Origin of the sequence: Polaribacter staleyi, assembly GCF_038024045.1 — a bacterium.
Classification (GTDB): domain Bacteria; phylum Bacteroidota; class Bacteroidia; order Flavobacteriales; family Flavobacteriaceae; genus Polaribacter; species Polaribacter butkevichii.
In genome coordinates, this window is the sequence record NZ_CP150665.1 from 1,075,937 (window position 1) to 1,091,867 (window position 15,931).

The window sequence follows — 15,931 nt, forward strand, 5'->3', positions numbered from 1 at the left end:
GAATAAAACCTCTCGACTGCGCTCGAGAAAACAAAATTAAATAAGAATACAATGAATAACGGAATCTATGCAAAATTCACCACTCCAAAAGGTGAAATTTTAGTACAATTAGAACATGAAAAAACTCCTGGAACTGTAGGTAATTTTGTTGCTTTAACAGAAGGTAATTTAGAAAATGCAGTAAAAGAGCAAGGAACTCCTTATTATGATGGATTAAAATTCCACAGAGTAATTCCAGAATTTATGATACAAGGTGGTTGTCCACAAGGTACTGGTACAGGTAACCCAGGATATAAATTTGATGATGAATTTCATCCAGAATTAAAACATGATGCACCAGGAAAATTAGCAATGGCTAATTCGGGTCCTGCAACCAACGGAAGTCAATTTTATATTACCCACGTTCCTACTCCATGGTTAGACGGTAAACACACTGTTTTTGGTTCTGTAATAGAAGGGCAAGATGTTGTTGATGCAATTGCACAAGGAGATGAATTAACTTCTGTAGAAATTATTAGAGTTGGTGCAGATGCAGAGGCTTTTAATGCTGTAGAAGCTTTTAGAGTTTTTGAAGGATCTAGAGAAAAACGTGAAGCTGAAGAAAAAGCAAAACAAAAAGCATTATTAGATACTGTTGCTGCTGGTTATGACGAAACTGCAAGTGGTTTACGTTACCAAATTTTACAAAAAGGAACAGGAAAAAAAGCTACAAAAGGAGCTGGAGTTTCTGTACACTACAAAGGTCAATTATTAGACGGTACTGTTTTTGATTCTTCTTACAAAAGAAAAGAACCAATTGACTTTAATGTTGGTGTTGGTCAGGTTATTTCTGGTTGGGATGAAGGAATTCAGTTATTACAAGTAGGAGATAAAGCTCGTTTTGTAATTCCATCTAATTTGGCGTATGGTGCTGCAGGTGCAGGAGGCGTAATTCCACCAAACGCAACACTAATTTTTGATGTTGAATTAATGGATGTTAAATAAGAATAACATTCTTTACAAGTTATATAATTACAAAAAGCTCTCTGAAATCAGAGAGCTTTTTCTATTTAAATGAACCTTTTTCCAACTTAGAATTAGTTTTAAACAAGTAGCTTACATCACCAAAATCAATACCCTTCTTGTTGATAACTCCTCTTAAATGTTAAAACCTTAACACTGCATAACATTGGCATTTATTGTAAATTTATATGCTCAAATCCTTCCTATTTACTATGAAAGAATTTCCTTAAAAATGAAACAATTTAAAACGTATATCCCCTTGATAAATGGCAGATATGCATAGTTGTAAATTCTATATTAAGAAATTGTGCGTCATTACCAAGCAAAACGCTGAATTGAAGAATTAACTATTGAAAATGAAAAAAAACTTAATAATATTATTTGTTTTAGCAACCACTATATCTTGTGGAATAAAAACATTTAAATTGAAGAATGGTTATTCAAGAGCAGCAATAAACGAAAAAGTTTACAAGAATAAAAAACATTTTGAAAAAGGTGTTTTAAAAGATATTGATACTCAAATAATCTACGAAGAATATAATACGACTTTTTATTCTGGAAATAAACTTGTTAATGTTTTAGCTAGAAAAAATTATGAAAACTCTCACACTTCATATGGAGTTTATAAGTTTTATGAGAATGGAAATTTTAATTTATTTATTCTAAACAGAGAAAACCCTGAATTGAAAAGCAATATGTTTGACCCTGAATTTACAGGTTGGCGTGGAGTTTTATATTCTAAAAATGGTGAAATAAAAGGAGATTTAATAACTCAAGTTTCTGGAATGGGTGATGTAGGAATAATAAAACAAACTTTTGAATTTAGAGGAGACACGCTATTAATAAATAGAAAAGGAAATTCATTTGGAAAAAAAATTTATATTAAAAGAAAAATACCAATTGAATTATTGAAAAATAATGCTGAATGGTAAAAAAACGAACGCACAACACCTTGTATAAAAAATTTCTAAATTTGGCTTAATCAAGGTTTATTGCGTTTTAAATAAACGCAACTTTCCATCCAAAACAACGTTGTGTGTAATTTGACGCAACCAAATTGAAATTTAAACATCTAATAAAAAAAGAAAATTATGAAAAATTTGATTTACTTATTTATTTTGACTTTAGGAATTATTTCTTGTAGTTCAGATGACGAAACGAGAATTGATAACTCCGATTTAATTGGAAGTTGGAACTGGACAAATACCGACGGTGGAATTGGATTTCATATTCACGAAACACCAGAAACAACTGGAAAAATAATCCTTCTGAATTTAAACAAAAACTATGAATATTCAGTAACCGAAAATGAGACTGAAATATCAAATGGAGTTTATGAGTTAATTATGAAAAAATCTATATACTCTGGAGAAATGGAAAGGTTTATTAAACTTCAAACAATTGATCAACAATACTTGGAATTTGTAAAAAATGGAATTGTGCAAATTGACCAAAACGAAAACCTCAATATTTCTGACAATAATGTGGATGGAATTAGAAGTAAATTTGTGAGAACTGAATAAAAACTAAACACAACAAAGTACTGTGGTAAAAAACTAGTAAAAACTCATTAACTTTTCACAAAAGTACTTCTGTAATTAGTATCGTAAGTTAGTCCTGATTATGCATTAGCAAAAGCCTATTTTAAAAGCTTATTACAAACCACTCTGAAAGCGAATTTATTACCCTAAACCTTGTTTACAATTCGCTCATAAATCTCACGACATCCTTTAAGATGCTTACAAGCTGTAAAAGCACAGAGCAACAAAAGGTTCTGTAACTTCCTATTGCCTACTTTAGGTATTCTAATTCTTTGCAATACACTACTTCCAGAGACTCTTATCGTTGGAGTGATTCCTACAGATCTACATAGTTGTGAAGCCATTTCAAACTTAATAAATCCATCTGTAAACACTATTAAAAATAAAACCATTTTTACTGATTGGTTTCTTTTTGATAACTCCCCTTAAATGTTAAAACTATCACACTGCAGAGCATTGGTATTTATTGTAAATTTATAACATCAAATTCTTCTAATTAGCTATGAAAGAATTTCCTTAAAAATGAAAAAAATTAACACGTATATCCCTTTGATATATGGTGGATATGCATCGTTGCAATTTCTTTATTAAGAAGTTGTACGTCAGCTAAAAAAAAACAGTAATCCAATGAAAATTGCAAGTTTAACTATAGAAAATTTTAGAGGTTATCGAAATTCAACTAAAATTTATTTTAATGATTTAACAGTATTAATAGGTAAAAATGACATTGGCAAATCAACTATTTTAGAAGCTCTCGATATATTTTTTGAAAATAGAAAACTAGATTCTAATGATGTAAATATAGAAGCTAAGAAAAACAAGGAAACTGTAAAATTATCAGTTGCCTTTTCAAATCTTCCAAAAGAAATTGGTTTAGATGCTGGAGCAATAACAGATTTGGAAAGTGAGTACCTTTTAAATAAAGAAAAGTTTTTAGAAATAAAAAAAGATTTCACAGCCCTTACAAAACCCAAGACTTATATCGTTTGTAACCATCCAACTAATGAGAATGGAAATGATTTACATAGTCTAAAAATTAAGGACCTTCAGAATAGAATTAAGAAAATTAATTTAGAAGAGGATTTTAAGGCTAATGTCAAAAATGAAATAAGAAAAGCAATTTGGAAAAGTTTTGAAAACCAAATTAACCTTTCAACCGCTGAGATTGAAATAAGTCAAGATGGAGTGAAAGATATTTGGAATAAAATATCACCACAATTACCATTATTTGCTTTATTTCAATCGGACAGAAAAAATGATGAGAAAGACAAAGAAATTCAAGACCCTTTAAAATTTGCTGCTGAACAAGCTTTAAAAAAGCATACAGAAGCTCTTAATAAAATCAAAAAAGAAGTTGAAGATGAAATTGCTGAACTTTCTAATTTAACAATAGAAAAGTTGAAAGAAATGAATCCTGAAGTAGCATCTCAACTTTCAACAAATTTTCCTGCTGAATTAAAATGGGCTAATCTTTTTTCACCCACATTGACAAGTGATGAAATTCCTATGAATAAAAGAGGAAGTGGAGTAAGACGTTTATTATTAATTAATTTTTTTAGAGCCGAAGCGGAAAGAAAGAAAAATGCTAAAAATATACCTAGTGTAATTTATGCAGTAGAAGAACCTGAAACATCTCAACATCCCGATTGGCAAATAAAATTAATTGAAGCACTAACCCAAATTTCTGAAAGTGGTACTTCTCAAGTAATAACTACAACGCATAGTCCTGCATTAGCGAGTCTTATTGCTGTGGAAAATTTACGTTTTATTCATAAAGTAAATGGAAATAATCTCATTGAAGTTGGTAACAATGAAAATTTGGAAAAAATAGCCTCAACATTAGGTGTTCTACCTTCGATAGAAAAAAATACAGATAAAGTTAAAGCCTTTCTATGTCTAGAAGGACCAACAGACATAATGTTTTTCAATAATGTTTCACCTCTATTTGATTTAGACTTAATTAATGACGAAAGAATTGTAGCTATTAGTTTAGGAGGTGGTACATTAGGACATTGGGTTACTAATAATTACCTAAAGAAACTTAATAAAACTGAAATTCACGTATATGATAAAGATGAAGATTTAAAATATCAAGACTTTGTAACTGAAATAAACAATAGAGGTTTGAATCATTACGCAACACTTACTAAAAAAAGAGAAATAGAAAATTATTATCACGAAAATATTATAATTCCAAGTTTTGCGGTTTCAGACGGCTTCTCTATTAATCTAACAATTGATGACGATTCCGACATTCCTACTTCAATTGCAAAACTGAGACATTTAAAAAGAAATCCTGATAAACCATGGGAACAACAAGGAAAAAATTACAAAGACAGATGTTCTAGTTTTGTAAAAAAACATTTAAATGGAAAAACATCATCTGGAATAACTATAGAAACGTTAAAACAAAGAAATGCTTTTGATGAAGTTAAGTCTTGGTTTGATGAAATTAAGAAAAGAATAGAATAAAGCCGAACACACAACAAAGAACTCAGCTAAAAAAACAAGACTATTCTTCAATAAATTTAGACACTAAAATTAAAGGCTCATAATACAATCCATTCGTATTTTGAGCCTTTGTTTTTTTATGTAATTACTATGTATACAAAGCAACTAAGCCGCCCTACTCTAGGTCTTTCATTTCTTCATCATAAAAAGCACCGGCTTTATCCATTAAATCGGCTAATTCAGTTGCTATATCTTCTTCACTTTCTCCTGTTAAATCTTCGAACCACTCTATTTCATCATCTTTTAAATTAATTAAAAAACGAGGAAATTCTGTGTGTAACACAAAAATATCTTCAGGAAACTTACTGTTATCTGCTAATAAAAATTTAGGTAAAGTCATTGTTATTATAGTAATTATGTCTGTTCGAGCGCAGTCGAAAATTAATTTATTTTTTTTGTAAACAACCTCTCAACTGCGCTCGAGAGGTAATTATTATTCCTTTTCTCTTATTAACTTTAAAGTTAACGAATTAAATCTAATAAATAATAAAATAGAAGCCGTAGTTAAACCTGCTAGCAAGCCCAACCAAATACCAAAACTACCATACATTTCTTCACTTCCTAAAAAATAAGAAATAGGAAAACCTACCACCCAATAAGAAATAAAGGTAAGAATAGTGGGTACTCTTACGTCTTGTAAACCGCGCAAAGCTCCTAAAAAAACAACTTGTATGCTATCTGAAATTTGAAAAAAAGCTGCCGCTAATAATAAGCTTGAAGCAATAGAAACTACTTCCATATTATCCATATAATTAGTAGCATCACTTAAATCAACATACATATATGGTAAACTTTCATGAAAAATAAAGAAAAGTAGTGCAAAAAACGTTGCTAATAACACACCTAACAAAAAGATTGAAAAAGCAATTCTACGCAATTCTTTATAATTCTGCAATCCTTTCTGATTCCCTACTCTAATCATAGCAGCAACACTTAACCCGGTTGCAACCATAAATGTCATAGAAGATAAATTTAATGCTATTTGATTTGCCGCTTGTGGGTTTTTGCCCAACAAACCACTTAACCAAACTGCAGATGTAAAAATAGCAACTTCAAAAAACATTTGCATGGCACTTAAAGAACCTAAATTGATAATTTTTTTGATTGTAAAAATATCTAAAACAAAGAATTTTATATTTCTTACAATTTTTGCAGATCGTTCTTTATAACGCAACAACAACCATAAGTAAACAACCATAATAAGCCTAGAAACTAGCGTACCATAGGCGGCACCTACAATTCCCATTTCTGGAAAACCAAATTTCCCAAAAATTAATACATAGTTTAAAAAGGTATTAACAATATTAGCTATTAAAGTAGCATACATAGGATATTTAGTCATAGACATACCATCACTAAATTGTTTAATAGCCTGAAAAACAACCAAAGGAATCAAAGAAAACGCTACCAAATCTAAATATGGAATAGCCAATTCTACTACCTCTTTTGGTTGTTTCATTAAATACATAAGAGGTTTAGAAAAGTAAATTCCTAAAAACAAGGCAATCCCTAATGTTGTACATAAAAACAAACCACTTTTATAAGTAGCTCTTGCTTGTTGTAAATTATTAGAAGAATCTGCTTCTGCTATTAAAGGCGTAATAGCTGTAGAAAAACCAATACCAATAGACATGGCAATAAACATAAAACTGTTACCCAAAGAAACTGCAGCTAATTCTGCAGTACCTAATTGCCCAACCATAATATTGTCTACAAAACTCACAAATGTATGTCCTAACATTCCTAACATTACAGGTGCAGCAAGTTTCCAATTGTATTTGAATTCTGATGTGTATTGAGAAATATTCAATGTCTTTTTTATTTTTTTAAGACTGCGAAGATAAGTATTAATGCAAGATCATTTTATGTTGAAGTTATCCATTTTCTAATAAAGTTTTATGAATAAAAATAGTTACTTTTGAAATTCCAAAAAAACATACTAAAATGGCAAATATCACATTAAAAGGAAACACAATAAACACAATAGGTAATTTACCAAAAGTAGGAACTAAAGCTTCTGAATTTAAGTTAATTGCAGTAGATTTATCTCAAAAAAGTTTATCAGATTTCTCTGGTAAAAAAGTAATTTTAAATATTTTTCCAAGTGTAGACACAGGTACTTGTGCTACTTCTGTTAGAGAATTTAACAAAAAAGCAGCCGATTTAGAAAACACTGTTGTTTTATGTATTTCTAAAGACTTACCATTTGCTCAAGCTCGTTTTTGTGGTGCAGAAGGAATTGATAATGTAGTAATGTTATCTGATTTTGCAGACGGAAACTTTGGTAAATCATACCAATTAGAAATTGCAGATGGTCCCTTAGCTCATTTACATTCTAGAGCAATTGTTATTCTTGACGAAAATGCAAACGTAGTTTACACAGAACAAGTTTCTGAAATTGTTAACGAACCTAATTATACAGCTGCTTTAAACGCAATTTAGTCTATGAAGAATCCTAATGATAGCTTTTTAAGAGGAAGACTTCGTAGTTTTAAGTTTGCATTGAGAGGAATGTGGCTTTTAATGACTACCGAAGATAGCATTAAAGCGCAACTTTTTATTGCTGTGCTTGCTACTATTTTAGGTTTTTATTTTAAGATATCTAATGTAGAATGGATGTTTCAGTTTATAGTAATTGGGCTCGTTTTAGTAGCCGAAGCTTTAAACACTGCTATAGAAAAAGTAGCAGATTTTGTACATCCAGATTATCATGAAAAAATAGGTTTTATAAAAGATATAGCTGCAGGCGCACCAAGTTTTGCAGCTTTTACTTCATTAATTGTTGCGGGCTTTATATACCTTCCTAAAATAGCCTTATTATTTTAGGTAAATACGTATATTTACTGCTAAAAACTACCAAAAATTATTAATGACTAAAAGGAAAACAAGCACAAAAACACCCTTAAATTCTTCGGAAAATAAACCGAATATTTTTGCCTTTTTTAAATCTAGACAGGCACAAACAATTTTAGGTACCTTCTTAATTTTATTTTCAGCCTTTCTTTGTATTGCTTTTATTTCTTTTTTCTTTAATTGGCAAGAAGATCAAAGTGCACTTACAGAATTGGCAAATAAAACGGTTAGAAGTAAAAATTTATTAGGTAAAATCGGCGCCAGTTTAAGTAACTTTTTTATTTACAAAGGTTTTGGTATTGCCGCTTTTATAATTGCTTTTCAAATATTTCTAACAGGCTCTTACATTCTTGTTAAAAAGAAATTAGCTGCTATAATTATTTCTTGGAACTGGGGTCTTATTGCCATGTTATGGATTTCTATTTCTTTGGGTTTTGTACATGATAATTATGCGATTCTATCTGGTATTGTTGGTTTTGAAATTAATGAGTATTTACATGCTTTTATTGGTAATACAGGTTTAGTAATACTATTAACATTTTTATTGATTACCTATTTAGTGGTACGCTACAAAGTAACTTTTGATAAGCATATAGAAAATTTAAAAATAAAAAGAGAAGAAAGAAAAGCGCAAGCACTTATAGAAAATGAAACTTTAACAGAAGAAAAAATTATAGAAAAACCACCTGTTAAAGCATCAGAAGAAACAGCAACGATCTCTTTAAAAACAGATAAAAAAGAAAAATCTGATGTTGAGCTTTCATTAGAAAATTTACAGCCAACTATTTCTAAACATTCTGAGGTAACTACAAAAAAAGAAGAAATTACTTTAAATGTAGAAAAAAAATCGGGTCCTGTATTAAAAACAGAAGTTGCCAAAGAAGAAGAAAAGGGAATTGAAGAAGGTACAGAAATGGATGTTGAAATTGATGTAGCTATTGGTAGAGATGAAGAACACTCTACAGAAAATTTAGCCAATCAATTGGTAAAAGATTTCGGTGAATTTGATCCTACTCTAGAGTTAGGCAACTTTAAATTTCCAACTTTTAATCTTTTAAAACAATATAACGAATCTATTTCTATTGATCCGGAAGAGCTAGAAGCTAACAAAGATAGAATTGTAGAAACCTTAAAAAACTACAAAATTGGTATTGCAGAAATAAAAGCAACTGTAGGACCAACAATTACATTGTACGAGATTGTACCAGAAGCCGGAATTAGAATTTCTAAAATTAAAAATTTAGAAGATGATATTGCGCTTTCTTTATCTGCTTTAGGTATTAGAATTATTGCTCCTATTCCAGGTAAAGGAACTATTGGTATAGAAGTACCTAACAAAAAATCGACCATAGTTTCTATGCATTCTGTTATTTCATCAAAGAAATTTCAAGAATCTACTATGGAGTTGCCAATTGCTTTAGGTAAAACAATTTCTAATGAAACCTTTGTAGTTGATTTAGCAAAAATGCCTCACTTATTAATGGCAGGTGCCACAGGGCAAGGAAAATCGGTTGGTTTAAATGCAGTTTTAACATCACTTTTATATAAAAAACATCCTGCAGAAGTAAAGTTTATTTTAGTCGATCCAAAGAAAGTAGAGTTAACTTTATTCAATAAAATAGAACGTCATTACTTAGCAAAACTGCCCGATGTAGAAGATGCTATTATTACAGATACCACCAAAGTTGTACACACTTTAAATTCTTTGTGTATAGAAATGGATAACCGTTACGATTTGCTAAAAGCGGCAATGGTACGTAATATTAAAGAATACAATGTTAAATTTAAGCAGCGTAAATTAAATCCTAATGATGGACATCAATTTTTACCATATATTGTTTTGGTTATTGATGAATTTGCCGATTTAATTATGACCGCTGGTAAAGAAGTAGAAACGCCAATTGCAAGATTAGCGCAACTTGCAAGAGCCATTGGTATTCATTTAATTGTAGCAACACAAAGACCTTCTGTAAACGTAATTACAGGTATTATTAAAGCAAATTTCCCTGCAAGAATTGCTTTTAGAGTTACCTCTAAAATAGATTCCAGAACCATCTTAGATGCAGGTGGTGCAGACCAATTAATTGGACGTGGAGATTTATTATATACTGCAGGAAACGAAATTAAAAGAATTCAATGTGCCTTTGTAGACACACCTGAAGTCGAAAAAATTACCGATTTTATTGGGTCACAAAAAGCCTATGCAGAAGCATACCAATTACCAGAATATGTAGATGATGAAAGTGGCACGAGTCTTGATATAGATATCTCCGATAGAGATAAGCTCTTTAAAGATGCTGCGGAAATTATTGTTACAGCACAACAAGGATCTGCTTCTTTATTGCAAAGAAAATTAAAATTAGGATATAATAGAGCAGGTAGATTGATAGACCAATTAGAAGCTGCTGGTATTGTTGGTGGTTTTGAAGGAAGCAAAGCCAGACAAGTTTTAGTACCCGATTTTATAGCCTTAGAACAATTATTAGAAAACGAAAAAAATCAATAGTTTCTCGACTAAAATCGGGATGACAAGAAATAGAATTATGAAAAAAATAGGAATCTTATTTTTAAGTTTATTTTTAACAACCATTACTTTTTCTCAAAATGCAGACCAAGCAAAATCTCTTTTAGACGAAGTTTCTTCCAAAATGGGAGCTTATAAAAATATGTCTATAAGTTTTAGCCAAACCTTAAGTAATGAAGATGCAGGTATTATGGAAGGTGATGAACCACCAATTAGAGGACAAATTACACTCCAAGGGGAAAAATACAGCCTTAATTACTTAGGAAATAGATTTATTTTTGACGGAAAAAAACTATACGTAATTAACAATGATGAAAAAGAAGTCACCATTACAGAAGGTGATATGGGTGGAGATGATGGTTTTATTTACCCTTCTAAATTATTAACTTTTTACAAAGAAGGTTACAATTTTGAAATGGGAGAATTAAAAAATTTAAACGGCAGAAAAATTCAATTAATCACCTTAAGCCCAATAGATAGCGCTTCTGACATAGTAAAAGTAGAGTTGGCTATAGATGCTAAAACAAAGCATATTTATAAGCTAATTCAAACAGGTTCTAATGGTTCTAAAACTACATTTACAATTACAGAATTTAAAAGTAATCAAACTTTATCTAGCAGTTTTTTCTCTTTTGATGAAGAAAAATACAAAAAGCTACATTTTTCAATAGATTAATAATTGTCCAATTAACAGAAAATTAGTAGCTTCTTTCATCTTAAGAAACTACTTTTGTCGAGATGAAAATTTTAGATAAATACATCCTAAAAACATTTTTAGTACCTTTTGTAGCTACATTTCTAATTGTGCTTTTTGTTTTGGTGATGCAAGTTTTATGGCAAACCTTCGAAAACATAGCTGGTAAAGGTATTAGCTTGCCTTTTATTTTAAAATTTCTATATTACTCTACCTTAATTATAACCCCGCAAGCATTGCCAATTGGCGTACTTTTATCTTCTATCATGGCCTTAGGTAATTTAGGAGAAAACTACGAGTTTGCCGCTGCAAAATCTGCTGGTATTTCTTTACAAAGATTAGTAAGGCCATTGGTTTTCTTAACCATAATTCTTAGTGGTATAAATTTTTTATTTCTAAACAACATTTATCCTTATGCTGTACTAAAGCAAAAGAATTTATATTTAAATATTAAAAAGAAAAAACCTGCACTAGCATTGGTTCCGGGAAGTTTTAATAGTGATATTCCAGGATTTCAAATTAAGTTTGATGAAAAATATGGTGAAGATGAAAACTTACTTAGAAAAGTATTAATCTACGATTTATCAGAAGGTAAAGGAAACCAAAAAGTTATTACAGCAGAAAGAGGTAAAATTATCTCTGAAGAAGGAAGTAGATACATGACCTTTGTTTTGTACGATGGTTTTTATTATCAAGAGCATGTAAAATCTGCAAGAACAAATCTGCAAATAAAAAAAATGGCAGCATCTAATGCTACCTTTAAAGAATATGAATTTAACATTGATATTTCATCTGTAACAGGAGAAGGCGACTTAGATAAAACAAATCATACCAAGAACTTTATGATGCTTAGTTTAAATCAACTAGGAGACACAATTCCAGATTTAAAAGCAAGCTACGATGAAGTGTTATTACTTAAATCTAAAAACTTATACGCAACAACTGTTGCAAGGGATTTATACCAATATCCAGATTCATTAAAAACAGAAAACATTGATATTGATATTTTAGCAAATTTTGATTTACAAGCCAAAATTAATATTCTAAATTCTGCTTCTACAAAAGCAGGTAGAGCATTAAGTTCTATAAAAAACAATATGAGTTCTATTAAATACAAAAGAAAAAATCTTAATTTCTTTGATACAGAATATTATAATAGAATTGCATTTTCACTTTCTTGTCTAATTTTATTTTTTATAGGCGCACCTTTAGGTTCTATTATTAGAAAAGGAGGTTTTGGTTTACCCATGATTCTTGCAATAGCTATTTACGTAACCTATTTCTTTAGTAATACCTTTGGTAAAAACTTAGCAGAAGAAAGTTCTATTTCATCATTTTTAGGCTCTTGGATAGCTGCTTTTATTATGGTTCCAATAGCCATCCTATTAACAAGAAGAGCTACAAAAGACAAAGGAATTTTTAATGTAGATGCTATTACGCAACCTATTATTAATTTCTTTAAAAAAATATTTTCAAAAAAAGAAGCATAACTATTATGACAGTTCAAAATACTAAAACAACTACGCAATTAAACTCAATTTCTGAAGCAATTGAAGATATTAGAAATGGTAAGATAATTATTGTTGTAGATGATGAAAATAGAGAAAACGAAGGTGATTTTTTAGCTGCAGCAGAAAAAGTAACCCCAGAGATGATTAACTTTATGGCTACTCATGGTAGAGGGTTAATATGTGCTCCTTTAACAGAAACTCGTTGTAAAGAACTAGACTTACATGTTATGGTTAACAACAACACAGACCCTATGGAAACGGCTTTTACAGTTTCTGTAGATCTACGTGGTAAAGGTGTTACAACTGGTATTTCTGCAGGAGATAGAGCTTTAACTATAAAAGCTTTGGTAGATAAAGATACAAAACCTTTCGATTTAGCAAGACCTGGTCATATTTTTCCTTTAATAGCAAAAGAAGGCGGTGTTTTAAGAAGAACGGGGCATACAGAAGCTGCAATAGACTTTGCTCGTTTAGCAGGTTTACAACCAGCAGGTGTTATTGTAGAAATTATGAATGAGGATGGAACAATGGCACGTCTACCTCAACTTTTAGAAGTAGCTAAAAAACTAGATATTAAGATTGTTTCTATAGAAGATTTAATTGCCTATAGAATGGAACATGATTCTTTAATTGAGATCAAAGAAGATTTTGAAATAAAAACTAGATTTGGCGAATTTAGATTAAGAGCATACCAACAAACAACAAATAATCAAGTACATATTTCTCTTACAAAAGGGGCTTGGACTAAAGACGAACCAATTCTTACAAGAGTAAATTCTACTTTAGTAAATAATGATATTTTAGGAACCTTAACAAATGATGCTGATAAGAAGCTAGATAAAATGTTTCAGGTGATTAATGAAGAAGGAAAAGGTGCTATTATTTTTGTAAATCAACAAAATCAATCTCAAAACTTATTAAGTAGATTGGCTGGCTTAAAAATAAATCAGTTAAACGGAGAAATGAAAGCGCCAGAAATTAAAATGGATAATAAAGATTTTGGAATTGGAGCTCAAATTTTACACGATTTAAACATCCGAAAATTAAAACTAATTACCAATACACAACAAACAAAACGTGTAGGTATGATCGGTTATGGTTTAGAAATTGTAGATTACGTAGGCTACTAAGACCTTATTCCCTATTTATCAAATTACTGTTTTTTAAAATTACAATATCAAAAATGTTAAACAAAGTTAATAAAACATACTACTTGGTATTTTTTATTAACTTTGAAAATGTTACAAAAGCAAAAATCTGAATTTACCAAGCAATTAATTCTTAATGAGTCTTTTAAACTATTCTATAAAGATGGTTTTAAAACAACCAGTGTAGATAAAATAATGCTAAAGACAAAGCTTACAAAAGGTGCTTTTTATTACCATTATAAAAACAAAAGAGAATTAGGTTTAGATGTAATTAAGTTAAAACTACAAAAAAGAGTTTATGAAGGTATGATTTCTCCTCTTTTTACCAATGGTAATGCAATAGAGATTCTAAAATCTACTTTTTTAGATAGAATTAAATCTTTTCCGATAGAAGAAAAACAACAAGGTTGCCCAATGAATAATTTAATCAATGAAATTGGAAACTCAGACAAAATTTATCAATTGGCACTAAAAAGTATTATTGAAGATTGGAAATCTGCAATAGTTCAGTTAATTGAAAAAGGAAAAGAACAAAAAACTATTAAAAATGCTATTTCTAGTGAGGCTACCGCTGTTTATTTAATCAGTGCTTTTGAAGGCATCAGAGGAATACGAAAACTATATGATAATGATGAAATTATAGAGGAATATATTCTAGGTTTATCCTTATACATTAACCAAATAAAAGCATAAACAAATTATGAAACTAGCAGACAAAGTTGTAATTGTAACGGGATCATCAAAAGGAATTGGGAAAGAAATAGCTATACTCTTAGCAGAAAATAATGCTAAAGTAATTGTAAACTATGCCAATAGTGAAACAGAAGCCAATGAAACCGTAAATATCATCATTAATAGAGGTGGTTCTGCTTTTGCCATAAAGGCCGATGTTAGTAAAAGGAAAGAAGTAACACATTTGTTCGATAAAACAATTGAGCTCTACGGCAAAGTAGACGTTTTAGTTAACAATGCTGGTGTTATGAATTCTAAAAAACTGAAAGACATTACAGAAAATGATTTTGACCATCATTTTAATGTAAATGTTAAAGGCGTATACAATACATTACAAGAAGCAGAAAGTAAACTTGCAGATAATGGTAATATAATTAACATCTCATCGAGTACCGTAAAACTAATGTTACCCACTTACGCTATTTACTCTGCCACAAAAGCGGCTGTAGAGCAAATAACACGTGTATTTTCTAAAGAAATTGGTAGAGGAATTTCGGTAAACGCCCTTGCTCCTGGCCCAACAGAAACCGAATTATTTTTAACAGGTAAATCGCCAGAATTCATAAAAACACTTAGTGGTATGAATGCTTTTAACAGATTAGCAAAACCTATAGATATTGCTCGTGTTGTTTTATTTTTAGCCAATGATGATTCTAAATGGGTTTCTGGTCAAGTTATTGGCGCAAACGGAGCTATGGTTTAGTCTATTTAAAATTTTAATAAATCCCCGCTTATTAATTCAATTGGCTGTTCGTTTCTTTTAAACAAACGAGCAGTCAATTTTCCTCTTAAAAAAACAGCATCATTATCAACCTCTAACCAACTTCCCTCACGCAAACCTAAAACTGGAGTTTCATTAAACACATGAAATTCTTTAATGCGCGTTTCTCTGGTTTCTCCCATATGTGTAGAACCATCAATAGGATCTAAATAATGGGCATTGATATTAAAATTAATACAACCTAAGGTGGTAAAACTTGGCGGATACACAATAGGCATGTCATTGGTGTTTTTCATATTAACCCCACAAATATTACTTCCAGCACTTGTACCTAAATAAGGTGTTCCGTTTTCAATCACTTCTTTTAAAGTAGTCAAAACATCATTTTTATACAATTGATTTACTAATTCAAACGTATTTCCTCCTCCTGTAAAAATTGCTGATGCATTATTAACAGCTTCTTTTGCATTCTCAAATTCATGAATCCCTTTTACATCAATATTTATCTCTGAAAAGGCTTTTTTAGCTATTGCAGTGTATTCGTCGTAAGAAATTCCACTTGGTCTAGCATACGGTATAAATAACAATTCTTTTACTCCAGTAAAATGCTTCTTTAAAGTAGGTAATAAATATGCTAAATATTTACTTCCATGCACTGTAGATGTACTTGCAATAATCATTTTTTTCATACATC

At 30.3% G+C, this 15,931-nt stretch carries 15 protein-coding genes and 1 pseudogene; 12 read left to right on the top strand and 4 right to left on the bottom strand.

Translation table 11 applies throughout. The features are described 5' to 3' along the window. Positions 1 to 51: 51 nt before the first annotated feature. The 3 genes from WHD07_RS04595 (at position 52) to WHD07_RS04605 (ending at position 2,525) form a co-directional block, all read left to right on the top strand. A complete protein-coding gene (locus tag WHD07_RS04595) occupies positions 52 to 984 on the top strand; it encodes a peptidylprolyl isomerase (RefSeq protein WP_343330248.1) in 933 nt (310 codons plus the stop codon). A 374-nt stretch (positions 985 to 1,358) separates the two neighbouring features. Beyond that, positions 1,359 to 1,934 (top strand): hypothetical protein, encoded by a 576-nt coding sequence (locus WHD07_RS04600; protein WP_343330249.1) that lies wholly within the window; start codon positions 1,359 to 1,361, stop codon positions 1,932 to 1,934. Positions 1,935 to 2,093: 159 nt separating this feature from the next. After that, positions 2,094 to 2,525 carry a hypothetical protein gene (locus WHD07_RS04605; RefSeq protein ID WP_343330250.1) on the top strand — a complete coding sequence of 144 codons (432 nt, stop codon included), beginning with the start codon at positions 2,094 to 2,096 and terminating at the stop codon, positions 2,523 to 2,525. 98 nt (positions 2,526 to 2,623) lie between these two features. Here WHD07_RS04605 and WHD07_RS04610 read toward each other — a convergent pair. Beyond that, positions 2,624 to 2,938, bottom strand: a pseudogene (locus tag WHD07_RS04610) (transposase); the annotation flags it as partial. Between the two features lie 232 nt (positions 2,939 to 3,170). Here WHD07_RS04610 and WHD07_RS04615 point away from each other — a divergent pair. Then, entirely contained in the window at positions 3,171 to 5,015 is a 1,845-nt protein-coding gene (locus tag WHD07_RS04615) for an ATP-binding protein (protein WP_343330252.1), read from the top strand. A gap of 154 nt (positions 5,016 to 5,169) precedes the next feature. Here WHD07_RS04615 and WHD07_RS04620 read toward each other — a convergent pair whose 3' ends face one another. Both WHD07_RS04620 and WHD07_RS04625 read right to left on the bottom strand, forming a co-directional pair. Further along, positions 5,170 to 5,394, bottom strand: a complete 225-nt coding sequence (locus WHD07_RS04620; RefSeq protein ID WP_343330253.1) for a hypothetical protein — start codon at positions 5,392 to 5,394, stop codon at positions 5,170 to 5,172. A 93-nt stretch (positions 5,395 to 5,487) separates the two neighbouring features. Continuing rightward, positions 5,488 to 6,864, bottom strand: a complete 1,377-nt coding sequence (locus WHD07_RS04625) for an MATE family efflux transporter (protein ID WP_343330254.1) — start codon at positions 6,862 to 6,864, stop codon at positions 5,488 to 5,490. 134 nt (positions 6,865 to 6,998) lie between these two features. Between WHD07_RS04625 and tpx the strand changes: the two genes are divergently transcribed. The 8 genes from tpx to WHD07_RS04665 all read left to right on the top strand — a co-directional run bounded on the left by tpx (position 6,999) and on the right by WHD07_RS04665 (position 15,219). Beyond that, a complete protein-coding gene (gene tpx / locus WHD07_RS04630; RefSeq protein ID WP_343330255.1) occupies positions 6,999 to 7,496 on the top strand; it encodes a thiol peroxidase in 498 nt (165 codons plus the stop codon). A 3-nt stretch (positions 7,497 to 7,499) separates the two neighbouring features. Then, positions 7,500 to 7,880, top strand: coding sequence for a diacylglycerol kinase family protein (locus tag WHD07_RS04635; RefSeq protein ID WP_105049158.1), 381 nt, complete (start codon positions 7,500 to 7,502; stop codon positions 7,878 to 7,880). A 43-nt stretch (positions 7,881 to 7,923) separates the two neighbouring features. Then, positions 7,924 to 10,413, top strand: coding sequence for an FtsK/SpoIIIE family DNA translocase (locus WHD07_RS04640; RefSeq protein ID WP_343330256.1), 2,490 nt, complete (start codon positions 7,924 to 7,926; stop codon positions 10,411 to 10,413). A 37-nt stretch (positions 10,414 to 10,450) separates the two neighbouring features. Next, positions 10,451 to 11,107, top strand: a complete 657-nt coding sequence (locus WHD07_RS04645; protein ID WP_105049160.1) for a LolA family protein — start codon at positions 10,451 to 10,453, stop codon at positions 11,105 to 11,107. 62 nt (positions 11,108 to 11,169) lie between these two features. Next, a complete protein-coding gene (locus WHD07_RS04650) occupies positions 11,170 to 12,615 on the top strand; it encodes an LptF/LptG family permease (RefSeq protein WP_343330257.1) in 1,446 nt (481 codons plus the stop codon). Positions 12,616 to 12,620: 5 nt separating this feature from the next. Further along, a complete protein-coding gene (gene ribB, locus WHD07_RS04655) occupies positions 12,621 to 13,766 on the top strand; it encodes a 3,4-dihydroxy-2-butanone-4-phosphate synthase (RefSeq protein ID WP_343330258.1) in 1,146 nt (381 codons plus the stop codon). Between the two features lie 108 nt (positions 13,767 to 13,874). Next, complete coding sequence (locus WHD07_RS04660) at positions 13,875 to 14,477, top strand: TetR/AcrR family transcriptional regulator (protein WP_343330259.1); 603 nt, start codon at positions 13,875 to 13,877, stop codon at positions 14,475 to 14,477. 7 nt (positions 14,478 to 14,484) lie between these two features. Continuing rightward, positions 14,485 to 15,219 carry an SDR family oxidoreductase gene (locus tag WHD07_RS04665; RefSeq protein WP_343330260.1) on the top strand — a complete coding sequence of 245 codons (735 nt, stop codon included), beginning with the start codon at positions 14,485 to 14,487 and terminating at the stop codon, positions 15,217 to 15,219. A 5-nt stretch (positions 15,220 to 15,224) separates the two neighbouring features. On the opposite strand, the gene pepE is transcribed toward WHD07_RS04665, so the two are convergent. Then, positions 15,225 to 15,926 (bottom strand): dipeptidase PepE, encoded by a 702-nt coding sequence (gene pepE / locus WHD07_RS04670; protein ID WP_343330261.1) that lies wholly within the window; start codon positions 15,924 to 15,926, stop codon positions 15,225 to 15,227. Positions 15,927 to 15,931: the final 5 nt, after the last annotated feature.